The organism is Paraburkholderia tuberum STM678 (assembly GCF_902833905.1).
Taxonomy (GTDB): domain Bacteria; phylum Pseudomonadota; class Gammaproteobacteria; order Burkholderiales; family Burkholderiaceae; genus Paraburkholderia; species Paraburkholderia tuberum.
In genome coordinates this window covers 183,995-205,970 of sequence record NZ_CADFGP010000006.1, presented here as the reverse complement: position 1 = coordinate 205,970, position 21,976 = coordinate 183,995, and the positions used below count along the sequence as shown (strand labels likewise).

Sequence of the window (21,976 nt, the reverse complement as noted above, 5' to 3'; positions counted from 1 at the left end):
CCGATCACGCAGTACCGTTATCGCCTTTCCTTGCGCAAAGCCGGTTGAAACGCTGCTCGACCACGCGTGTTCCCCATTGCGTGCCTTCCGATTCTTCACTTAGCCGAAAGCCGAATGACTCGTACAGATGACGCGCCGCGTCGAGCCCCTTGAACGTCCATAGATAGGTTTCGTCGAACCGCTCGTCGACGAAACGCATGGCATGCGACAGCAATTGCCGTCCAATCCCGGGGCCGCGCAAAGAATCGTCGACGATGAACCAGCGCAAATGAGCGACACCCGTGTCGTTATCCCCGTCGATCACGACAGCCGCGAGCGTGCGGCCGTTTTCGAGGTATAGCCAAAGCCCTTTACCTTTCAACCGCTTGACGGTCAACGCCAACGGCACAGCAAAGAAGATATGCGACATGAACCCGCCGATAATCACGGCCGGGTCGAAGTAAGCCGGGTGGCTTGAACTACACATCGGAACTTTCAAATCGGATTACCCAGCGGACAGCGCTGCCTTGATGCGCGGCCTTTAAACGGCGTCGGGTACCTGACGAGTCTTCAGAAACGCTTCGAGCGTTTCGCCACGCATGCTCGCGTACACGCCGAGGTTGGTGATCTTCACCACACGCGCGAACTTCTCGAGCACGAAGAAAGACACCCCATAACGGATCAGACCGATCCAGTCGGTGTTGTCCACCAGCGTGCGTTCTTCCGGCGTCAGGCCGGCCGCATCGTATGAGGCGGTGCGGTTTTCGAGCCACAGCGCGCGCGCCGACGCTTCGCGCATCTGCCAGAAAAAGCGGTTCAGGCGCATCGCCTTCATGCTCTGGCGGATATCGAACGGATACGTGCCGGTCAGTTCTTCGACGCCAACCAGTTGCGGATTCATTACGCCACCTCTTCTTCGTAGATCGTCACGGCCATCGCGGTGCTGGTCGCCAGGTAGTAGCTGCGATGCAGTTCGCGGACCTTCTGACCCAGCGCGCCGCGCATCGCGAGCCACATGATCGTCTCGACGCTTTCCGCGCCGCCGAGGCGCACGTAATCGACGTGCTTCATCGCGGCAAGACGCTCCGGATCGCTGACGATCAGGTCGAGGAATTCCATGTCCCATTCGGTGTTGTTGAAGCCGCTGCGTTCGCCATGCACCTGGTGCGACAGCCCGCCCGTGCCGACCACCACGACCTTCAGATCCTGCTCGAACGATTCGATCGCGCGACGCAGCGCCTGGCCGAGCCGGTAGCAGCGATTCGCGGTGGGCAGCGGATACTGCAGCACGTTCACTTCGAGCGGCACCAGCGACAGCGGCCAGCCGCCCTGATGCGGCAGCATCAGCGACAGCGGCGAATTGACGCCGTGATCGAGCGGGCGGTCCTGGAAGACGGTCAGATCGAATTCGTCGGCGACCAGTTGCTCGACGATATGGATCGCGAGATCCGGATGACCGGCGATGTCGGGCAGCGGACGCTTGCCGGCGCCTTCATCGGCGAACTCGTGGTTGGGCGACACGCCGAGCGCGAACGTGGGATAGCAGTCGAAGAAGAAGCTGTTCGCGTGGTCGTTGTAGAACATCACCATCACGTCGGGCTTGTGCTCGGCCAGCCACTGCGCCACCGGTTCATAACCCTTGAACATCGGCGCCCATGCCGGTTCGTTCTGCTTGCCCTTGTCGTACGCCAACCCGATCGTGGGTACATGGGACGTGCCGATACCACCAATGATTCTTGCCATATTCGTTCTCTTCCGTCACTTCGTGCCGCTGCCAATCGGATAGGTCGGCAGGTTTGCCGCGCTAGTCATCACGACCGTCTTGGGATACAAAGATAGAAATTGTGCCGCGATACGGGAAGCACGGGTATACCTCAGGCAGCGCCGGGTTGACGAGTAAAAACCCGGCATTTGCGCGGCCGGAGCGCGGATGAAGCGCACCCCGACCCACGCCGCGCAGCGCTCCCTCGGTATCCCAAGCCGGTGAGGCAAGCCTTCCCTGACGCCTTGGCATCTCGTCACGCGATAAATAAAACAGATGGCCCGGAAAACAACTCGCAACGCACATTTCCAAGGCTTGGAGCGGTGCTGCACGCGTGGCTATACTGCGCTGCTTCCGACGAGCGACGAAACGATGAACGAGACCACCCAGCAAGCGATCGTGCAGACCTTACGCGAGAAGATCCTGTCGGGCGAACTGTCGCCCGGGCAGCGGCTCGTCGAAGCGCAGCTTGCGCAATGGCTCGGCGTGTCGCGCACGCCGCTGCGTTATGCGTTGAGCGTGCTGTCGTCGGAATGCCTGCTCGATCGTTCGGGCTCGCGCGGTTACGTCGTGCGCCGCTTCAGCGTGCGCGACGTGCTCGACGCGATCGACGTGCGCGGCGTGCGCGGCGTGCTCGAGGGACTCGCCGCGCGCTCGGTCGCCGAAAACGGCGTGAGCCCCGCGCTCGCCGCCGCGCTCGACGACTGCCTGCGTGAAGGCGACGCGATCTTCGAGCAAAAGCATCTGCAGCCAGGCGACGACGTGCGCTACGCGCAGATGAACGGCCGCTTTCATGCACTGATCGTCGACGCGGCGCAGAACCAGGCGGTCACGGCCGCGCTCAGTCTGAACGACAAGGTGCCGTTCGTGTCGCCGTTCACGATCGCGTTCGACGAATCCGCGCGCGAGCGTCAATTCATGATGCTGATGTACGCGCATCGCCAGCATCACGCGATCGTCGACGCGCTGAAAAAAGGCGAAGGCGCGCGCGTCGATGCGTTGATGAAGGAGCACACGCAGATCTCGAAGGAAAGTCTGAATCTGTCGCTGCCGTCGTTGCATCTGATCGCGGGCGCGGCATGAGCAACGACACGCTTTCCGCCGCCACCAGCCAGGCGAGCGCCAAAGCGCCGCTGTCGGTCAGCAGCAAGGACCTGCTCAATCTCGCGCAACTGCGCGCATTCCGGCTCGTCGCCGAGATGGGCAGCGCGACGCGCGCGGCGGCCGCGTTGTTTCGCGCGCAGTCGGCGGTCACGCGCTCCGTGCAGGAGCTCGAGTCGGCGCTCGGCGAACCGCTGTTCGATCGCGGTCCTTCGGGCATGCTGCCCACTCCGGTCGGCCGCGCGGTGCTGCATCGCTGCGAGCGGATCTTCGCCGAACTCGAAGAACTCGCCCGATGGTGCGCCGCGCGACAGACGCGCCGCCGGCCCGTCGCGGAAGGCGCATTGCCCGCGTACCTGCTCAACACGCGGCGCTTGCAACTATTCGCGGCACTCGCGCGGCATCGGCATATGCCGAGCGCGGCAAAAACCTTCGGCATCAGCCAGCCCGCGGTGAGCACCGCGATCCGGGTACTCGAAAGCGGCTCGGGACTGAGTCTGTTTCACCGCAGCCCGCGCGGCATTCTGCTGACGGCCGAGGGCGAAACGTTCCTGCTTCACGTACGCCGCGCGCTGAACGAACTGCGCCACGTCCCCGACGATATCGCCGCATTGCACGGCAAGATTCAGGGCTCGGTGACAGTCGGCGCGTTGCCGCTCGGGCGCACGCTGATCCTGCCGAAGGCGATCGCGCGAATGACCTCGGAGAATCCGGGCGTGCGCGTGGTCACCGACGAAAGCGCCTACGAGACGCTCGTGGCCGGTCTGCGCGCGGGCGACATCGATTTCATTCTCGGCGCGCTGCGCGACAACGACGCGACGAGCGGCCCGAAAAACGAGCGGCTGATGTCGGAAGACATGGTGGTGCTGGTGCGCCGCGGTCATCCGCTGACTCACGCGCACGATCTGACCATCATGGGTCTGCGCGACGCGCAGTGGATTCTGCCGCGCAGCAACGCGCCGGCGCGTGCGCTGTTCGAAACGCAATTCAAGCGGATGAAGGTGAAGCCTCCACTGCCGACCGTCGAGACCGCCGACCTCGCGGTGATTCGCGGCCTGCTGCTCGGTACCGACATGGCGGCTGCCTTGTCGGCGCAGCAGTTGCATCACGAGATTCAGTCCGGGCAACTGGTGGTGCTCGATGTACCGCTGCACAACACGCGGCGCGAGATCGGCCTGACGATGCGCGCGGCGGGCACGCCGTCACCGGCCGCGCGCGCATTGATCGACGCGATCCGGCTGTCGGTCGTCGATGTGACGCGCACCGTCAGTATCGGCACGAACCGCAAGCGGAAATAGCATAGCGAATGACGCGTTAATGAAGCATCGCCGTATCACGTGCGGCGACAATTCTCCGACAATAGAAGAGCGCGCACCTCACCACGCGGCGCCTCGACGACACCCGGAGAAAACGTAATGAACAAACGCCAGTTCCTGACCAGCGCCGCGGCACTGGGCGCGGCGGTCGCGCCCGCATTCGGCGCGAAGCGTGAGCACGCCGAATGCGGGCCGTCTCCGGTCGTCCTGACGATCTCCGGCGCGATCAAGCACAGCAATCGCGGCGCGCTCAATCCGGCTTTCGATCAACTGCTGGCGAAGCACCAGGTGAAGTTTTCGCAAGCGTACGGCGTCGATCTGCCGTGGCTCGCCAGCATGAAGACCGTGACGATCCATCCGACGATCGAATACGATGCGCACATGCATACGTTTAGCGGCCCGCTGCTCACCGACGTGCTCGCAAACGTCGGTGCGCCCGACGCGGGCAGCATGCAGATCGTCATGCACGCGGTCGATGGCTACGCGGTGTTGACGACGCTCGACAAGGTGCGCGAGTATCACTTCATCGTCGCGACACAAATGGACGGCAAGCCGCTGGCGCTCGGCGGCGTGGGGCCGTTATGGGCGATCTACGACGCCGATCAGATTCCCGAACTCGCGGCCAAGCCACTGAAGGACCGCTTCGAATTGTCGCCGTGGGGCCTGTATCACATGCAGCTCACAGAGGCGTCATAGCGCGCCGCCGAATCGCTCGACGCACGCCTGCCGCGCGCGCTCGACCGAGCTCGCCCACTGACCCAGCGCGAACGAACACGCACCGGCAATATTGAACGCTTCGGCCCGCTGATCGTTCGGCAAGGCGGAATCGTCGAGCAGCGGCGCGACGAGGGGCAACGCGTCGGCGAACTGCCCGGCCGAACATAGCGCCACGGCTCGCTGGTTGTTGCCTCGGCCTCAGCGCACCGAAATAAGCGCTGTTTCATCGTCTAATCCGCCGTTATGCCCGTCATTGCGAATGAAAGGATCGCGCGGTGATGCTAGAATCGCGCCCGTCTTTTCTTCGACGATCATGACTCGACACTCGCGCAACCACCTGACCGCATGGCTTGGCCTCATCGCCATGTGGCTCGTCGTGTTCGCGCCGCTCGTGAGTCAGTTGCTCGAATCGGGCCGCGCCCACGAGCCGATTGCCGCGCTATGTTCGGCGCTTCACCCGGCTGGTGCAAGCAATGTGAGCGATGCGAGCGTCGTCGCTCAAACCAGCCCCGCGCCCGTGCATCTGAGCCACGACGATGCCTTCGGCGCCTGCGGCTACTGTCATCTGCTCGAACATCACGTCGCGATGCCGACGCTCGCCGCCGTCGAGCCGCCGGCCGCGCTGCCGCTGGCCGGCACCGCGCCGCCCACGCTGTCCACCCGCTTCACCCCGCTTGGCGCCTTCCCGTCGGGACGTCCGCGCGCCCCACCTGCCGTTTCCTGATCGCTACCGGTTCTGATCGCGCCTTCGTCGCCCACATCGACGAGGCCTGCGATCGCCTGTTCAATGCATCGAGGAAACGCTCATGTTCAACTTCGCGCTGCGAAGGCTCTCTTATTGCGTCCGCCGTGACGCTGTCTTTTCCGCTCGTCGCGCGGTTCGTCGTTCCGTTCTTTGGCCCGCGCTCATGCCTGCCTTCGTGCCGGCTTTCGTCGCAACACCCACGCATGCCGCCGACGCAAACACCGACGCGACGCTGCCCGCCGTCAGCGTCAGTGCGAGCGCAAGCGCAAGCGCGAGCGCCGCACCGCGCGCCGTCGACCCGAACCTGCCGGCCTCCGTCGAAACCGTGACGCGCGATCAGTTCGCGAACTGGAACGTCGTCAACACCGAGGACGTGCTCAAGTACATGCCGAACCTGGCGGTACGCAAGCGCTTTATCGGCGATCTGAATTCGATCATCGCGGTGCGCGGCACCAGCAATACGCAGAGCGCGCGCGGCCTCGTCTATGCGGACGGCTTGCTGCTGAGCAACCTGCTTGGCAATAGCTATTCGTTTCCGCCGCGCTGGTCGATGGTGTATCCCGACGAAATCCAGCAGGTCGACGTAATCTACGGGCCGTTTTCCGCGCTGTATCCGGGCAATTCGCTCGGCGCGACCGTGCTGATCAGCACGCGCATGCCAAAGCAGTTCGAGGCCAACGCCGACGTGAAGGCATTCACGCAGCACTTCAGCCTGTTCGGCGTGAACCAGAGCTTCAACGGCAGCGAAGCGAGCGCGTCGATCGGCGATAGCATCGGCAAGTTCTCGTACCGGCTCGGCGTCAATCATCTCGAGAACACGAGTCAGCCGCTGCAATTCGCAACACTCGCTAAATCGACCACGCCCGCCAAGGCCGGCGACACGCCCGTCACCGGCGCCTATTTCTACAACAACCAGACCAATGCGCCGACGGCCGTGCTCGGTGTGAACGGCGAAGGCATCGAGCACACGGTGCAGGACCAGTTCAAGCTGAAGATGCAGTACGACTTCACGCCGACGCTGCAGGGCGGCTTCACGCTCGGCTACTGGCACCAGACGTACAACAGCGAAACATCGACGTTCCTGCGCGACGCGGCCGGCAACCCTGTGTACAGCGGCAACGTATCGATCAACGGTTACCACTACACGATTCCGGCGGCCGCGTTTGCGCCGGGTGTCGGGCACAGCGAGAACTGGCTCTACGGCGTGTCGCTGAAAACGCGCAACGCGACCGGCTGGAACGGCGAGGCGATCGCCTCGTATTACGACATCGGCAATGGCGTCGCACGCACCGCGAGTGCCGGCGGTCCGGGCAATGGCCCCGGCACCGTGCTGTTCAACGACGGCACCGGCTGGAAGACGCTGGACCTGCGCGGCACCTATACGCCCGCGACGAACCAGCCAGGACTGGCCAATCACGCACTGAGCGTCGGCTACCACTACGACAACTACTACGTCGACAACCAGACCTACAACACGCTGAACTGGCGCGACGGCGACGCGACCTCGTTCGCCAACGCGTTCACCGGCAAGACGCAGACGCAAGCTCTTTATGCGCAGGACGCGTGGCGCTTTCTGCCGCGCTGGAAGCTCGTCTACGGCGCGCGCTATGAAGACTGGCAAGCCTACGATGGCGCACAGTCGCTGCCCGGCACGACGATCGCGTACAGCGATGCCAGCCAGCGCCACCTTTCGCCGAAGGCGTCGCTATCGTTCGATGTCAGCGACGAGCTGACTTTGCGCGCGTCGATCGCTCGCGCGTATCGCTTTCCGACCGCGAGCGAACTGTTCCAGGGGCAAATCAACGGCTCCGCGATCGTCAACAACAATCCATATTTGCAGCCCGAAGACGATCTGTCGAAAGAGCTGAGCGCCGAATGGGCGCATTGGAATGGCGTGTTCCGCTTCTCCCTCTTTCAGGACGACGTGAAGAACACGATCTTCAGTCAGACCGACACCACCGTGATTCCGAGCGTGACGAACTTCCAGAACATCGGCAAGGTTCGCTCGCGCGGCGTCGAAGCAAGCTATTCGGGCGAGGACGTGTTCGTGCGCGGGCTCGATCTGCTCGCGAGCGTCGCGTACACGCAGTCGAAGATCCTCGAGAACGCACGGAATCCGGCCTCGGTCGGCAAGTACTTCTACCGCATTCCGCTGTGGCGCGCGAATCTTGCCGCGACGTATCACTTCGACGCGCGCGCGGCGCTGACGCTCGCTGCGCGTTACTCGGGTCGTCAGTACAACACGCTGACGAATACCGACACGAACCCCAACGTGTTCGGCGGCACCAGCACCTACACGGTTGTCGACGCGAAGTTCACGTTCAAGCCGACGAAGCTCAGCGAACTCGGCATCGGCGTCGACAACCTGTTCGACGCGCGCTACTTCGTCTACCACCCGTATCCGGGCCGCACGTTTTATGTCGAAGCGAAGCTGCATATCTAAGCCTGATGCGAGACGCGGCAAACCGCTTGTCGCAAACGAACCATCGACCCATTTGCCCGACGAGGATTTCATGTCCACGACTCGAACCGCCGAACGCGTGCGCGCGCAGAACGGTACAACCGCCGCCACGAGCGGCCCGACACATCCAGGCTATCGAACACTGTGGCGCTGGCATTTTTATGCGGGCCTCTTCGTGATGCCTTTTCTACTCGTGCTCGCCATCACCGGCACGCTGTATTGCTTCCAGCCGCAGATCGAGCCGCTGCTTTATCGACAGCAACTGGTCGTCGCACCACAAGCCGTGCCGAGGCTGGCCGACAACGCGCTGCTCGCGAAAGCGCGCGCGGCGATGCCGCCCGGCTCGATCGCGACGACCGCCGTGATCACCCGCGATCCGCAACGCAGCGCCGAATTCGTATTTCGTCTCGCGGACGGCTCGCAGCAGAGCATCTATCTGAATCCGTATAGCGGCGAGGTGCTGGGCACGCTGAGCGTCGAGCATCGCTTGATGCAGGTGGATCGCATGCTTCATCGCAAGCTGCTGCTCGGCAAGCCCGGCGAACTGCTGATGGAACTGGCCGCATGCTGGACGCTCGTGATGATCGGCACCGGCGTCGCACTATGGTGGCCGCGCGGCAAAACGACCGCGCGCGCGGTGCTGCTGCCGCGCCTGGCGCTGAAAGGACGTCCGCTATGGAAAAGTCTTCACGCGGTGATCGGCATCTGGCTCGCCCTTGGCGCACTTGCGTTCGTATTGACGGGGCTGCCGTGGACCGGCTCGTGGGGCAAACAGTTCAAGGCGTTCGCGACCGCGACGAAGCTTGGCGCTCCGCCGGGCGCGTGGGGCGGTTTGCCGTTGCGCTCCATCGTGCCGGGAACGCCCTCGGACCACCCGGGCCACGCGAGCGCCACGGTCGCGCATGCGACGCGCGCCGACATGGACTCGATGCCCGGCATGGTCATGGACGACCTGCCGTTGCCGCTGACGCCGTGGGCCGTGGGCAACGCGAGCGTGCCCTCTTCCGCGGCCACCGACGCGGCGCAGCCTCTGTCGCTCGGGCATATCGTCGCGCTCGCCGCGTCGCTCGGTATCGCGGACGGCTACCGCATCGTGCTGCCGAACTCCGCAGCCGGCGTCTACACGCTCTCCTATTTCCCCGCGAATCCCAAAGACGAACGCACGCTGTACGTCGACCAATACAGCGGCGCGATCCTGAAGGACATTCGCTACGGCGATTACGGCGCGATCGCGAAGGCCGTGTCGTACGGTACGTCGCTGCATATGGGTCGCTACTTCGGCGTCGCGAATCAGATACTGTGCGCAGCCATTTCGCTCGGCCTTGGCGCGCTCGCTGTGACCGGCTTCGTGATGTGGTGGAAACGTCGGCCACAACGCTCGCTCGGCGCGCCGTCGCGCGAGCGCGCCGCACCGCCGATGCGTGGCTGGACAACCGGCCTCGCGCTTCTCGGCGTCGTTTTCCCGCTGATGGGCGCAACGCTCGTCACGGTGTGGCTGCTCGACCGGCTGGTTTTCGGCCGTGACTCACGACCGGAACCGAACGGCGTCGCGTGAGATCAAGACGAGCCGGGGCGCACCGCTTGCGCCCCACGAGCGTTTACGATACATTTTGCTCGATTATGATCGATTCACACCGGAACGGAGACGAGACCCATGCAGCGAACCCGGGAAGATGCAATCAACGGGCTACTGCCCGAGCAGCGCGAAGCATTGATTCTGGAGCGATTGCGCGCGCATGGTCGCGTGCTCGCGGCCGAGCTGGCCGCCGAGTTGCAGATCTCCGAGCACACCGTGCGCCGTCATCTGCGCGATCTCGCGGATCAGGGGCTCTGCAAGCGCGTGTACGGCGGTGCGCTACTGATGTCGCCCGCCGACAAACCCGCGGCGCTGCGCATGCATGAGGCCGTCGATCGCAAGGCACGCCTTGCCGCGGCGGCCGTATCGATCGTTCGTCCGAAGCAGATCGTGCTGCTCGACGCGGGCACGACGAACGTCGCGATCGCGTCGGCGCTGCCCGACAACGCCGGCCTGAGCGTCGTCACGAATTCGCCCGAGGCCTGCGCGCGGCTGCTGAACCGCCCGGGTATCGACGTGATCCTGATCGGCGGCCGCATCGCCGGCGGCGCGGCGGGCTCGCTCGGCGCGACCGCGCTGCTGCAGATCCAGCAGATCCGCGCGGACCTCTGTTTTCTCGGCGCCTGCGCCTTCGACCCCGACGAAGGCGTCGCCGTATTCGACGCAGAGGACGCCGAACTGAAACGCGCGATGGTCAAAGCGAGTAGCCAGATCGCCATCGCACTGACCTCGGAAAAGCTCATGACAGCGGCGCCGTTCGCGGTAGCGCCTGTTTCGGCCGTCGATTATCTGTTCGTCGAAGCGGACGTGCCGGACGCGCGTGTCGCGAGCCTGCGGGCCGTCTGCGATAACGTGATGGCGGCACGCCCATGAACTCACTCGTCAGGGAACGCATCGCAACGCTCGCCGTCTTTCTGGCCAACGGTTTCGGCATCGGCGCATGGGCGGTCGAGGTGCCGCGCATCAAGGAAAGCCTGGCGCTCAGCGACACCTCGCTCGGCATCGCGCTGTTCTGCTTCGCGCTCGGCGCCATCGTTGCGATGCCGCTCGCGGGACAGCTCGCGCCGCGCGTCGGCAGCGGCCGCGCCACCGCGCTGCTCGGCGCGGCATTCGCGATCGCGTTGCCGTTGCCCGCGCTCGCGCCGGGCATGCTGACGTTGTGCGTGGTGCTGTTTGCGCTTGGCGCGTCGAACGGCGCGCTCGACGTGTCGATGAACGGACATGCGAGCGCGATCGAAACACGCTGGCGCGCGCCGATCATGTCGTCGTTTCATGCCGCGTGGAGCGCGGGCGGCCTGCTTGGCACGGCGAGCGGCGCGATGTTGCAGAAAGGCGGCGTCGGCGTCATGGGCGGGCTGTTCGCGCCCGATCTGTTGATCGCGGCCCTGATCATTTTCGCCGCGTCGTTTGCGTTGCGCGATATCGGTCCGCGCGCGGCCGCCGCGTCGAGCGGCTTCGCATGGCCCGACAGCAGCGTGATGAAACTGGCGCTGCTGGCGTTCATGTGCATGCTCGTCGAAGGCGCGGTGGCCGACTGGAGCGCGGTGTACCTGCGCTCCACGTTGAACCAGGAAGCGAGCGTCGCCGCGATCGGCTACTCCGCGTTCGCGTTTTCAATGGCGGCCTGCCGGATCGCCGGCGACGCATCGGTGCGGCGCTTCGGTTCGAGCAAGGTCGTCGCGCTCGGCGGTCTGATCGCGCTCGCCGGACTCGCGCTCGTGCTGAGCCTGCCGACGGTGCTGACCGCGTGCGTCGGCTTCGCGATGGTCGGCATCGGTCTCGCGAATATCGTTCCGGTGATTTTCAGCGCGGCGGGTCGCTCGAGCGCGACGCCGGCGATCGGCGTGTCGATGGCGGCCACGTTCGGCTATGCGGGCTTTCTGGTCGGGCCGCCGCTGATTGGTTTCGGTGCCGGCGTGCTCGGCCTGCGCGCGGCGCTGGGCGTGCTCGTGATGGCCACGCTGATCGTGTCGCTGCTGGGCGGCAACGCGGTGCGCGCCGCGCGACCCGCGTAGCCAGCGTTATTTCGCTTTCTTGTCGAGCACGGCAAGCGGCTTGCGAACGGGTAACGCATCGCGTGCCGCATGCTGACCCAATGGCCAGCTGAACGCGCCGAGCAACGAGCTCGGCTGCGTACCATCGTCGAGACCGGTGGCGGGCCACTCGTGTTTCGCGGGCACCCAACGCGTGCCGAACACGTGATCCCACATCGGCAATAGCTGCGTGAAGTTGTGATTGAAATGCTCGGCGCGAATCGAGTGATGCAGCCGGTGATACTGCGGATTGTTGACCCACGTGACGTAGCGGCCAAGGTCCATGCGCAGATTCAGATGCGCGAAATAGTTGCCGAACATGAACACGATCGAGGTCGCACCGACGATCCACGGCTCGACCTTGAACAGGACGCCGACGAGCGGATAAAGCAGGCAGCCCTTGAGCAGCACTTCTATCCAATGATGCCGCAACGTGATCGTCACGTTGAAATCCACCGCGCTATGGTGCAGCGAATGCAGCTTCCACAGGATGGGCCATGTGTGCTGCAAGCGATGAAACGCGTATTCGAGGAAATCGATCGTCAGCAGCACGATCACGAACGAAGCAAGCGCGCCCCACCCGCGCGACACCAGCACCACCATCCCGCCGCCGAGTGCATTGACGATCGCGACGCTCGCGGCCGCCGTCAGCGGCTTCGTGGCTTCCGCCAACGCCAGATACAGACCCGCATACGCCATGTTCAGACGCTGCCCCGCGCGCGATTGCAGCAATGCGGCTGGCCAGCGACGCTCGAGCAACGCACCGACGCCCATCATGACCAGCACGAGCGCGTAGGCTTGCAGCCACAGGCTCGCGTGGTGCAGCAATGCGGGAAATGGGCTCGACGCTAACATGGAATTCCCTGATGCGGCGGTCGTTAGCATGATCTTCGCAGCCCGCCGGCCCGCGCGCAAGCGCCCTTTAGCGGGGGCCCGCCGCGAATTCGGCTTCACCCGCAAGCACGGAAAAAAAATGGCGGGGTCATCGCTTCACGCCGTCACGATCGCGAGCGGACGATAGATGCAGCCGTATCGTCCGCTTGCGTCGTCGTTGTTTGTCGACATCCGTTTGCTATTGGCCCCGCCGCACCTCGCAAGTTGCGCCAAGCTCCCCGGGCGCGAATCGCGAAGATTTTTGCTGCCGTCGGCATTTGTTCACTGCGTGAAATCCCGGCTGCAACATGTGTAGTTCTTGTGCATTCGTCATTGCAATGGCTATGCCATGCTGGAATGAAGGCCTGCTACGTATGGAGAAATGCCTGCCGGGGCACTTCGAAGCGGGCCTGATCGCACGCAATGCATCGGAAATGAGACGCCGCGGGGATGCCCCGACGCCTTCGTGCTGGCTCGTACACGTCGTTCGACGCGCGCGGGAATACCCGAACGCGCATTGACGGACCAAGGTTTGCGATCCCTACCAGTCAACATGCCGACACGTCATGCGACGAAAGCGCGCCTGAATCATGCGGACCGGCGTGTCGCAAAGTTGAGACGGCAAGCGGCTTACAGCAGCGCGGTCAATTGCGCGACACACGACTCGAACTGCCGTAATTCATCGCCGGCAAGCGACCTCTTCCGCGGCAGGTCGACCTTGAGCGGATCCTGCGGCACACCGTTCACGGTGTACGCGGGAGCTTGCGCAGCGGGCGCGACCGGTGCGGGTGCCGACGCCGGTATCGGCACGCGGGCAACGGCCTGCGTCGAGTCCTTGCTCAGGAGCGACACGTCGGGGTCGCCGTTGCGCGACCGGGTTACGACAACGAAGCAAGCATGTTCGACAGCCGTCGGACATGGGCCTTGAACGCGTCGCTCGTTTCGCGGTTCGTGGTGGAATTCAGATGCGAGCTTTCGGCGAGTTGCGCCTGCTCGTGAAAGTCGTTGGCGATCCTGCGCTTGATATCGTCGGGCAGCGACCGCACGATGGAGATCAGCAAAGCCTCTTCGGCATGCAGCATGCCGAGAATCGAATGTGTGTCCATACGGGAACCTCCGTGGGGAACATCGTCGGTGCCGGCCGGCAGTGGCGCCGGCGCTCCTCATGTTACCCCGTTGGTTCCGCGTCGTTGGTCGTGCGCGTTACTCGGCGATCGAATAGCGCGACGGACGAGCACGCGGCTGCTCCGCCTCACGCTCGACGCGCGGACTCGCGCCGCGGATGAACAGGACCGCGCAAAACGCGACCATGGCCCAGATGCAAAGAATGACGGTCAAAGCGCTCATGTCAGTTTCCGGTACTTCGGGATAGTACGGTGATGCTGCCGCGTAGGCTGTCAATGCAGCGTGGACCGCTCGGGCGCACCGAACAGCAGCTCATCGATCAGGGCGGTCGTGAACGTCAGCTGCGTTTCGAGCGATTGGCGCGCGGCTTGCGCGCCGGCTTCGTCGCTTCGGGCGATGGCCGCGTGTGCCTGCGTGGCCAGACGCACGATGGCTTCGGAACCGCGTTGCAGTTCGCGCATCGCGCGGTCGTCCGGACCCGGCGTCGGCTGATCCCGTTCCGAGGTGACGAGTTCCGGCATGTCGGCGTCGAACCGGTGGGGTTTGTCGTGACGGGAAGACATCCGGGGCTCCTGACGGAAAAGCGCGATATACGCGACGGGACGAACCCAGTGTGCGCCGCCCCCCCGCGCTTCAATTCACCGAACAGAAGCCGAATCTGAAGCCAATCCGGGGGCTTCGGGAAAAACGAGGGTTTTTACCGAGCAATTAGCGCAGGTGGGCCGCAAATCCCGTCGCCGGGGCGTTGGAATTCGCGGCAGCGGCAGGAAAACGTCTACCTTGCCGGCGCGGAAAAGACTTTGAGCGGCCTCAAGCTGCCGCAACAACACCGATGCGCAATGCCTCGCCGCCAGCGGCAATCGCCAGCAGGTGGTCGACGTTCGGATGCGCGCCCGGACGGTTGCGCGCGTCGGCCGTATGCTCGGCAAACAGCGCGAGGCCGTGTTCGGCCGCCTTCGCGTCGAGCGTGCCGAACGCGCCGCGCAGGTAGTTGTACACCGCGAGCGAGCCCTGCTTGCCAGGTTTGTTCTCGATGCTAGCGACCACGGTACCGCTGCCATTGACCAGATCGATGCGTGCGATGCCGTCGATCGCCGGCATTCTGGCGAGATTTTCCTTGAAAACGTTGCTCGGTTCGATCATTGAAACCACTCCTTCCGTTCTAAAAAATGCATGGCGGGCCGTATCTTATCCGATGGGCGGCGAGCGGGCGAATTGGTGGCCACGACGGATCTCGATCTGCAGGTGCACACCGTGATGACATTCGCCAAGAGCTCGATCACGCGCACCGATACGCTGAGCTCGGGCACGTTGACGGGCAATCTCGCGGTGGAAACGGACTACACGTCGTTCGCGGACTTCCTGAACACGACGGCGAATAGCGACGGCTACTCGGTCAGCTACACGAATAGCCCCGCGACGAACCCGCTGTCGACCACGCCGATTGGACAGTTGCACTCCAACTTCGCCTGTACGACCAACCCGTTCGCGTTGACGGGCGGCACCAGCCGTACGCTGACGTGGACGCTGAAGTACGCTGATCCGGCCTGATAGCGGCAGGCGCCTTCCTTCCTGTTTTCAGGCAGGAAGGCCTCGTTCGATGGTTGATACGGGTAGCAGCCATACCCGTAGCAGAAGTTGGACCTCGCGAGCGAAGTCGGCGAAGGCAAGCGGCCTCTCGATAGTGCGCGCGCGGCGTTGAATGCCGTTATGCAGCGGGTCAACCCGGCGTAAGCTGAAAAGCGTTGATCGAGAAGTCAGCGTGCGAGCAGCAGTTCGCCGCGCCGAAAAAAAGCCCGCTTCCGCGGGCAACCCTTCTCTACGCAGCAGCGCCACGCGTGAACAGCATCACCCCTTCGTCGCGCCAAACGTCAGACCCGCGACGAAATGCTTCTGCATCGCAAAGAACATCATGACCGACGGCAGCGCCGCCAGAATCGATCCCGCCGAAACGAGATTCCACGCGGTCGTCCACTGCCCTTTCAGCGCGGCCACGCCGACCGTGATCGGCGCGGCGTCATCGCCTTGCGTCAGACACAAGGCCCAGAAATAGTCGTTCCACACGAACGTGAACACGAGGATCGCCAACGCCGCGAGCGCCGGACGAATCAGCGGCAGCACGATCCTGAAGAACACGGTCCACTCGTTCGCCCCTTCGATGCGCGCCGCCTCGACCAGCTCGAATGGCAGTTGCTTGATGAAGTTGCGCAGAAACAGCGCGCAAAAGCCGGTCTGGAACGACACATGAAACAGAATCAGCGCGCTCACGGTATTGAACAGACCGAGTTGCAACGACAGATCCCGCACCGGAATCATCAACACCTGGATCGGCACGAAGTTGCCTGCGACGAACGTCGCGAACAACGTCGAATTGCCGCGAAAGCGATAGATCGCCAAGGCAAAGCCCGCCATCGCCGCGAGTGCGATCGAACCCACTACGGAAGGAACCGTAATCAGCACGCTATTCCAGAAGTAATGCAGCATCGGCGACGTCGTCAATGCCTCGCGATAGTTATCGAACATCGCGAAGTGCTTCGGCCATCCCCAGTAGTTGCCCTCGCTCAGTTCTTCGGTCGAACGCACGGACGTGACCAGCACCGCGATCATCGGCAACAGCCAGATCACGAGTGCAATCGGCAACGTCAGTTTGTATGCGCGGCGCGTGGCCGGCTTCCATTTGTCGATCGGAATCGGAAACATTAGCGGCTCCTCATTGCTCGGCGCGCAGCATCCGCCGCAGGTGATAGACGATGTACACGAGCATGATGCCGAACAGCACCACCGCGATCGCCGCCGAATAGCCGATGCGGTAGTACTTGATCGCCTGGTCGTACATGAAATAGGCGAGCACCGTCGAGCTTTCGAACGGACCGCCGCCCGTCATCACCGAAATCAGATCGAAGCTGCGCAGCGCGCCGATGATCGTCACGACGATCGCCATGAACGTCGTGGGCCGCAACTGCGGCAGGATGACATGCCAGAGCATCGACCAGCCCTGCGCGCCTTCCATTCGCGCAGCTTCGATCTGCTCGGCGTTCAACGTGGTCAAGCCGGTCAGATAAAGAATCATGCAGTACGCGGTTTGCGGCCACAGCGCCGCGAACACGATGCCGAGCGTCGCATAGCGCGGATCGCCGAGCACCGGCACGCCGTGGCCGAGCATCATCGCGAGCAGGCCGAAGGTCGGATCGTAGAACCATGAAAAGATCAGTCCGACCACGACCCCCGACAACACGAATGGCGCGAAAAACAGCGACTTGACGATGCGGATGCCCGCCACCGCCTGATTCAGATACAGCGCGACGGCGAGGCCCATCGGCGGTGCGAGCAAAAACAGCACGAGCCAGATCAGGTTGTTCTTGAGCGCCGTATAGAACGTGGGCGTATGGACCAGCTCGATATAGTTCGCGAGGCCGATGAAGGTCGGCTCGGTCATCCCATCCCAGTTGAAGAAGCTCAGGCGGATCGTCGAGAGGATCGGCCACACCACGTACACGGCCACCATGAAGCAGGCCGGCGCGAGAAACAGGAACGCGGCGCGCCGCTGCCGCCGTGCGGTCGGCGTCGGGCCGCGCCGGCGCGACGCGACCGACGCGCCGCTCAGCGCACCGCTCGACGCCGGCAAGCCCGGGCCGCCGGGTTCAACAGGACCGTCGACGCTACGACGGCTGACGGAATGCGACACGATCAATCTCCCGATCCAATCCGATGCATCGGACAGCGGCCTTGCGGCCGCCGCCGCTCACTTCTTGTAGATACGCTGACGCGTCTGCTCGAGCTGCGCGAGGATGTCGTCCAGTTTCGAGGGATCGGAGACGAACTGCTGCATCCCCTTCATCCCTTCGTCGGCCATTTCCTTCGTCATGTCGCGATCGTAGAACTGCGCAATGCCGCCCTTCGTGTTCGACAGGATCTGGAAGCCGATCTTCGAAATCGGATCTTCAGGCTCCGGCGATTTGCTGTTCGCCGACAACGAGCCGAGTCCCTTTGCGAGTTGCGCACCGATCTGAGGCGTCTCGACGAACGCAAGGAACGTGTGCGCATCGGACTTGTTCTTCGCTTTCGACGGAATATGCAGCGATTCGACCGGCCCGTCCTCGGCGGTCGGCACCTTGGAGTCGATGATCGGGAACTGGAAGTACCCCATTTGCGGCTTCACGTTGTCCGGGAAACCCGCCGCAATGAACGTCCCCATCAGCATCATGGCAGCCTTGCCCTGGAACAGGAACGGCTGCACCGCGTCGAGATCGTAGGACAGTGAATTGTTGATGAAGTAGCCGTCGTCGATCAGTTGCTTCCACGTCGTATAGACCTTCTTCACGCGCGGATCGGTGTACGGAATTTCGCCGGCCATCAGCTTCTGGTGAAACGCATTGCCGTTCAGGCGCAGATCGAGATAATCGAACCAGCCGGCCAGCGTCCAGGCATCGCGGCCCGCCACCGCGATCGGTGCAATGCCGGCGGCCTTCAGCTTTTTCGCGGCGTCGAGAAACTCGTCCCACGTTTTCGGCTCGCCCTTGATGCCGGCCTTCTCGAACAGGTCCTTGCGATAGAACATCCCCCACGAGTAGTACACGGTCGGCGCGGCATACTGCTTGCCCTTGTACGACGATGCTTCCTTCGTCGACGCATACATGTCGTTCCAGCCGTTCTTCTGCCAGTCGCCGGTCAGATCCTCGAACAGGCCACGCTGCGCGTAATACGCCATACGCTCGCCGTCGTGCCAGTTGACGATATCGGGCGCGACAGTCGAAAGCCAACCCGGCAACTGAACCTTGTAGGCTTCCTCATCGATGAACGATACCTTCACGTCGATCCCGGGATGCGCCTTCTTGAACTCGTCGACCACCTGCTGCCAAACCGCGCGCTGGCTCGCACCCTTGTACGCGATGTTCATCGCGAGCGTGGCCGCCTGCGCGGTGCCGACGACCGAGGTCCCCGCGGCAACCGCGGCCAGCGCGAGCGCCAACAGAATCTTGCGTGGTTTCAGTTTCATCCTGACTGTCTCCTTCTTTCCATGGTTTTTACGTCGTTGTCGCTTCTATATCGAATGACTGCGTGGAATTGCCAAGGCCAGACTTCTATTGCGAGCGGTAGACCGCCACCCCTTGCGGCGCCACCTCCCGGGAGCCGATCACGAATGCGTCGTCGGAAATGTCGTCGAGCGCGTGGGTGCTATCGCCATAGTTGAACACATACGTCAGTCCGCCGCGACGGCTGATGCGCACGCTGTCGCCGAGTGCCTGCGTTTCGAGGCCCGCTTCCTGCGCGATGCGCGCGAACAGGCGCACGGTCAAGGCGTCGTCGAACAGGCTCGCGAAGTAGTGATACGCGCCGCTTCGCACGTACGCCGGATGATCGTCCGCGAAACGCGCGCGCACGTCGAATGAAGATGATGCATCGCTGTCGATGAAATCGCGCCAGTGTCGCGCGAAGCCCTCGGCGGCACCGCCCTGCTGTTCGAGCACGACGGCTTCGGTCACGTTCGGCCGCATCGATTCGACGCGCCACACGCGCAGCGGCAGCACCGACGCCAATGCGCCCGGCGGCAGATTCGCCGGAATCCGCAGCTCGCGCGTCTTCGATCCGGTGCGTGGACCGAGCACGACCTGCGCGCCCGAGCGCGCGAGACGTTCGGCGAAATCGTCGGGCACGACCGGCAGCGGCGGCACGACGACGAGGCTATAACCATCGAACGATGCATCGGCCGGCACGACATCGACGTCGAGTCCGAGCGCGCGCAAAGCCGAGTAGTACTCGAATGCGAACCGCGGATAGTGAAAGTCCGCGCCCTGCGGATGAATCTCGAACAACCACTTCGCTTCATAGTCGTAGACGAGCGCGACTTTCGAGCGGATCGACGCATTGGCGTCGGCGCTCGCGGCGAGCACCGCGTGAATTTCCGACGCCACCCGCGATGCTTCATTGCCGCCGACGTCGAGCCGGTTGTCGGGCGTATTGAGCCCCGCATGCATCTGCTCCTGCGCGAACGGCGCCTGACGCCAGCGGAAATACGACACGCAGCCCGCGCCGTGGGCGAACGCTTCCCAGCTCCACAGCCGCACCATGCCCGGCAGCGGCGCCGGATTCCACTGCGCCCAGTTCACCGGTCCCGGCTGCTGCTCCATCACCCAGAACGGCAGCTTCGACATGCCGCGATAGACGTCGTGATTGAACGACGCGAAGTCCGGATGACCAGTGCGCAACCAGCGCGCCTTGATGTCCGGCGCGAACCACTGCTCTTCTAGCGCGCCGAGCGGATAGCTGTCCCACGTTGCGACGTCGAGATCGGCCGCGACCTTGTAGTGATCGAACTCGGTGAAGAGCTGCATGAAGTTGTGCGCGACGGACCGCCCCGGCGAATGCGCGCGAATGATCTCGACCTGCATGCGGTTGTAGCGCGCCACTTCGTCGGATGCGAAGCGCCGGTAATCGAGACGATGCGAAGGATGCGCCTCGGTCACGGTGCCGACCGGCGCGTCGATTTCTTCGAAGCCGCGGTACTCCATGCTCCAGAACACTGTGCCCCACGTCTCGTTCAACGCCTGGATCGTGCGATAACGCGCCTTCAGCCACTCGCGAAAGCGCGCGACCGCGGCCGGCGAATAACTGACCACCGTGTGATGACAGCCAAATTCGTTATCGGTCTGCCAGAAAGCGACCGCCGGATGCTTGCCGTAACGCTCCGCCACCGCCGTGCAAATACGACGCGACGCCTCGAAATACGCGGGCGACGAGAAGTCGTAATGACGCCGCGAGCCGAACGCGCGCGGACGTCCATCGGCGCCGATCGGCAAGATCTCCGGATGACGATCGATCAGCCACTTCGGCGGCGTCGCGGTCGGCGTACACATGACGACTTTCAGGCCAGCCGCGCCGAGCACGTCGACGGCGCGATCGAGCCAGCCCCAGTCGTATTCGCCGGGAGTCGGCTCGATCCGGCTCCAGGCGAATTCCGCAATCCGCACCTGCTCGATGCCGAGCGCTTTCATCCGGCGCGCGTCGTCGTCCCACATCGGCTCGGGCCAGTGCTCCGGGTAATAACAGACTCCAAGACGCATCCCTATGTCCCCAGTGTTTTTCAAGCGTAGTGTTCGACGGATTCGAGCGACGCGGCCGCGAAACCGTCCTCGGTAAACAGATGACAGGCCGTGCGCGACACCCGCAGGCTCGCGCGATCGCCTGGAGCGAGGCGCGTGTTGCCGGGCGCCTTGGCGATCAGAACGGCGCCGCCGGGTTGATCGAGGTGCACGTAGCTGTGTTCGCCAAGCTGCTCGACGAGCGATACGGTGCGCGCGAGCACGCCGTCTTGCGACGCGGCCGCATTCGTCGTGGCCGATGCATCGACGAACTCGAGATGCTCGGGACGCACGCCGAGCGTGACCGGCTGCGCTGGCTGCAGTCCGGCGCTGCTGACCGGCACACGCACGTTCTCGCCGGTGTGATCGAGCGTGACGAGCACGCCCTGCGCATCGAGTGACGCCACCTTGCCCGGCAGAAAATTCATTCGCGGCGAGCCGATAAAGCCGGCCACGAAGCGGCTTTTCGGGCGGTGATACAGCTCGAGCGGCGCGCCGATTTGCGCGATGCTGCCGTAACGCTCGGTGTCCTTGCCCGAATGCAGCAGCACGATCTTGTCGGCGAGCGTCATCGCTTCGATCTGATCGTGCGTCACGTAGACCACGCTCGCCTTCGCAAACTGCTTATGCAGACGCGCGATTTCGACGCGCGTTTGTCCGCGCAAGGTTGCATCGAGATTGGACAGCGGTTCGTCGAACAGAAACACGCCGGGCTCGCGGACGATCGCGCGGCCGATCGCGACGCGCTGCCGCTGGCCGCCCGACAGCGCCTTCGGCTTGCGCTCGAGCAGTGCCTCGAGTTGCAGGATGCGCGCGGCTTCACGCACCTTGCGTTCGATTTCATCCTTCGGGGTCTTCGCGAGTTTCAGGCCGAACGCCATGTTCTCGAACACGCTCATGTGCGGAAACAGCGCATAGCTCTGGAACACCATCGCTACGCCGCGCTGCGCGGCCGGCACGTCGTTGACGGTCTTCCCGCCAATCGACAGGTCGCCGTCGGTCACATCCTCGAGCCCGGCGATCATGCGCAACAGCGTTGACTTGCCGCAACCCGACGGGCCGAGAAACACGCAGAACTCGTTTTCGCCGATGTCCAGATCGACGTTGCGAATCACCGGCGCACCGTCGCCATACGCCTTCTGCACGCCTCGTAACGAAATGCTCGCCATTGCATCGACTCCGTGATTTAATCGGGGCGAAGTCGGAGAT

21 protein-coding genes and 3 pseudogenes are annotated in these 21,976 nt (G+C 63.7%); 9 read left to right on the top strand and 15 right to left on the bottom strand.

The window, feature by feature from the left end; all coding sequences use genetic code 11:
- Positions 1-4 precede the first annotated feature (4 nt).
- The 3 genes and pseudogenes from HWY30_RS07455 to HWY30_RS07445 all read right to left on the bottom strand — a co-directional run.
- Positions 5-358: pseudogene (locus HWY30_RS07455) on the bottom strand (GNAT family N-acetyltransferase); the annotation flags it as partial.
- A 162-nt stretch (positions 359-520) separates the two neighbouring features.
- A complete protein-coding gene (locus HWY30_RS07450) occupies positions 521-880 on the bottom strand; it encodes a protocatechuate 3,4-dioxygenase (RefSeq protein WP_090806862.1) in 360 nt (119 codons plus the stop codon).
- Complete coding sequence (locus HWY30_RS07445) at positions 880-1,722, bottom strand: gallate dioxygenase (RefSeq protein WP_090806864.1); 843 nt, start codon at positions 1,720-1,722, stop codon at positions 880-882. Before HWY30_RS07445 ends, HWY30_RS07450 begins: the two co-directional genes overlap by 1 nt.
- 391 nt (positions 1,723-2,113) lie before the next feature.
- On the opposite strand from HWY30_RS07445, the gene HWY30_RS07440 reads away from it, so the two are divergent.
- The 3 genes from HWY30_RS07440 to HWY30_RS07430 all read left to right on the top strand — a co-directional run bounded on the left by HWY30_RS07440 (position 2,114) and on the right by HWY30_RS07430 (position 4,854).
- Complete coding sequence (locus HWY30_RS07440; RefSeq protein WP_090810185.1) at positions 2,114-2,824, top strand: GntR family transcriptional regulator; 711 nt, start codon at positions 2,114-2,116, stop codon at positions 2,822-2,824.
- Positions 2,821-4,140, top strand: a complete 1,320-nt coding sequence (locus HWY30_RS07435) for a LysR family transcriptional regulator (protein ID WP_090806866.1) — start codon at positions 2,821-2,823, stop codon at positions 4,138-4,140. The genes HWY30_RS07440 and HWY30_RS07435 overlap by 4 nt, the downstream gene beginning before the upstream one ends.
- Positions 4,141-4,257: 117 nt before the next feature.
- Positions 4,258-4,854: a putative pterin-binding protein gene (locus tag HWY30_RS07430; RefSeq protein WP_090806868.1), complete on the top strand. Its 597-nt coding sequence runs from the start codon at positions 4,258-4,260 to the stop codon at positions 4,852-4,854.
- On the opposite strand, the gene HWY30_RS07425 is transcribed toward HWY30_RS07430, so the two are convergent.
- Entirely contained in the window at positions 4,849-5,049 is a 201-nt protein-coding gene (locus tag HWY30_RS07425) for a hypothetical protein (protein ID WP_090806869.1), read from the bottom strand. The two genes, HWY30_RS07430 and HWY30_RS07425, sit on opposite strands and share 6 nt — an antisense overlap.
- A gap of 139 nt (positions 5,050-5,188) precedes the next feature.
- On the opposite strand from HWY30_RS07425, the gene HWY30_RS07420 reads away from it, so the two are divergent.
- From HWY30_RS07420 to HWY30_RS07400, 5 genes are all read left to right on the top strand, one after another.
- On the top strand, positions 5,189-5,599 hold the full coding sequence (locus HWY30_RS07420) for a DUF2946 domain-containing protein (protein WP_090806871.1): 411 nt from the start codon (positions 5,189-5,191) through the stop codon (positions 5,597-5,599).
- Between the two features lie 184 nt (positions 5,600-5,783).
- A complete protein-coding gene (locus HWY30_RS07415) occupies positions 5,784-8,063 on the top strand; it encodes a TonB-dependent receptor (RefSeq protein ID WP_425199360.1) in 2,280 nt (759 codons plus the stop codon).
- Positions 8,064-8,133: 70 nt separating this feature from the next.
- Positions 8,134-9,636: a PepSY-associated TM helix domain-containing protein gene (locus HWY30_RS07410; protein ID WP_090810187.1), complete on the top strand. Its 1,503-nt coding sequence runs from the start codon at positions 8,134-8,136 to the stop codon at positions 9,634-9,636.
- A gap of 99 nt (positions 9,637-9,735) precedes the next feature.
- The gene (locus HWY30_RS07405; protein WP_090806875.1) at positions 9,736-10,530 is read left to right on the top strand and encodes a DeoR/GlpR family DNA-binding transcription regulator; all 795 of its coding nucleotides are present in this window, start codon (positions 9,736-9,738) and stop codon (positions 10,528-10,530) included.
- Positions 10,527-11,672 (top strand): MFS transporter, encoded by a 1,146-nt coding sequence (locus HWY30_RS07400; RefSeq protein WP_090806877.1) that lies wholly within the window; start codon positions 10,527-10,529, stop codon positions 11,670-11,672. Before HWY30_RS07405 ends, HWY30_RS07400 begins: the two co-directional genes overlap by 4 nt.
- A 183-nt stretch (positions 11,673-11,855) precedes the next feature.
- Here the strand turns inward: HWY30_RS07400 and HWY30_RS42895 are convergent.
- From HWY30_RS42895 to HWY30_RS07370, 6 genes and pseudogenes are all read right to left on the bottom strand, one after another.
- A pseudogene (locus HWY30_RS42895) lies at positions 11,856-12,293 on the bottom strand (sterol desaturase family protein); the annotation flags it as partial.
- Between the two features lie 900 nt (positions 12,294-13,193).
- A complete protein-coding gene (locus tag HWY30_RS07390) occupies positions 13,194-13,415 on the bottom strand; it encodes a hypothetical protein (protein WP_176078861.1) in 222 nt (73 codons plus the stop codon).
- Between the two features lie 26 nt (positions 13,416-13,441).
- A complete protein-coding gene (locus HWY30_RS07385; protein WP_090806880.1) occupies positions 13,442-13,669 on the bottom strand; it encodes a hypothetical protein in 228 nt (75 codons plus the stop codon).
- Positions 13,670-13,766: 97 nt separating this feature from the next.
- The gene (locus HWY30_RS07380) at positions 13,767-13,910 is read right to left on the bottom strand and encodes a hypothetical protein (protein ID WP_167368704.1); all 144 of its coding nucleotides are present in this window, start codon (positions 13,908-13,910) and stop codon (positions 13,767-13,769) included.
- A 50-nt stretch (positions 13,911-13,960) separates the two neighbouring features.
- The gene (locus HWY30_RS07375) at positions 13,961-14,251 is read right to left on the bottom strand and encodes a hypothetical protein (RefSeq protein WP_090806882.1); all 291 of its coding nucleotides are present in this window, start codon (positions 14,249-14,251) and stop codon (positions 13,961-13,963) included.
- A 247-nt stretch (positions 14,252-14,498) separates the two neighbouring features.
- Positions 14,499-14,831 carry a DUF2322 family protein gene (locus HWY30_RS07370; RefSeq protein WP_090806884.1) on the bottom strand — a complete coding sequence of 111 codons (333 nt, stop codon included), beginning with the start codon at positions 14,829-14,831 and terminating at the stop codon, positions 14,499-14,501.
- Between the two features lie 81 nt (positions 14,832-14,912).
- On the opposite strand from HWY30_RS07370, the pseudogene HWY30_RS07365 reads away from it, so the two are divergent.
- A pseudogene (locus HWY30_RS07365) lies at positions 14,913-15,239 on the top strand (hypothetical protein); the annotation flags it as partial.
- 297 nt (positions 15,240-15,536) lie between these two features.
- Here the strand turns inward: HWY30_RS07365 and HWY30_RS07360 are convergent.
- From HWY30_RS07360 to HWY30_RS07340, 5 genes are all read right to left on the bottom strand, one after another.
- Positions 15,537-16,388, bottom strand: a complete 852-nt coding sequence (locus HWY30_RS07360; RefSeq protein ID WP_018423397.1) for a carbohydrate ABC transporter permease — start codon at positions 16,386-16,388, stop codon at positions 15,537-15,539.
- A gap of 10 nt (positions 16,389-16,398) precedes the next feature.
- Positions 16,399-17,373 (bottom strand): carbohydrate ABC transporter permease, encoded by a 975-nt coding sequence (locus tag HWY30_RS07355; protein ID WP_090810189.1) that lies wholly within the window; start codon positions 17,371-17,373, stop codon positions 16,399-16,401.
- 57 nt (positions 17,374-17,430) lie between these two features.
- On the bottom strand, positions 17,431-18,684 hold the full coding sequence (locus HWY30_RS07350; RefSeq protein WP_090806886.1) for an ABC transporter substrate-binding protein: 1,254 nt from the start codon (positions 18,682-18,684) through the stop codon (positions 17,431-17,433).
- An 85-nt stretch (positions 18,685-18,769) separates the two neighbouring features.
- On the bottom strand, positions 18,770-20,749 hold the full coding sequence (locus tag HWY30_RS07345; RefSeq protein ID WP_090806888.1) for a beta-galactosidase: 1,980 nt from the start codon (positions 20,747-20,749) through the stop codon (positions 18,770-18,772).
- A 20-nt stretch (positions 20,750-20,769) separates the two neighbouring features.
- The gene (locus HWY30_RS07340; RefSeq protein WP_090806890.1) at positions 20,770-21,936 is read right to left on the bottom strand and encodes an ABC transporter ATP-binding protein; all 1,167 of its coding nucleotides are present in this window, start codon (positions 21,934-21,936) and stop codon (positions 20,770-20,772) included.
- Between the last annotated feature and the right edge of the window lie 40 nt (positions 21,937-21,976).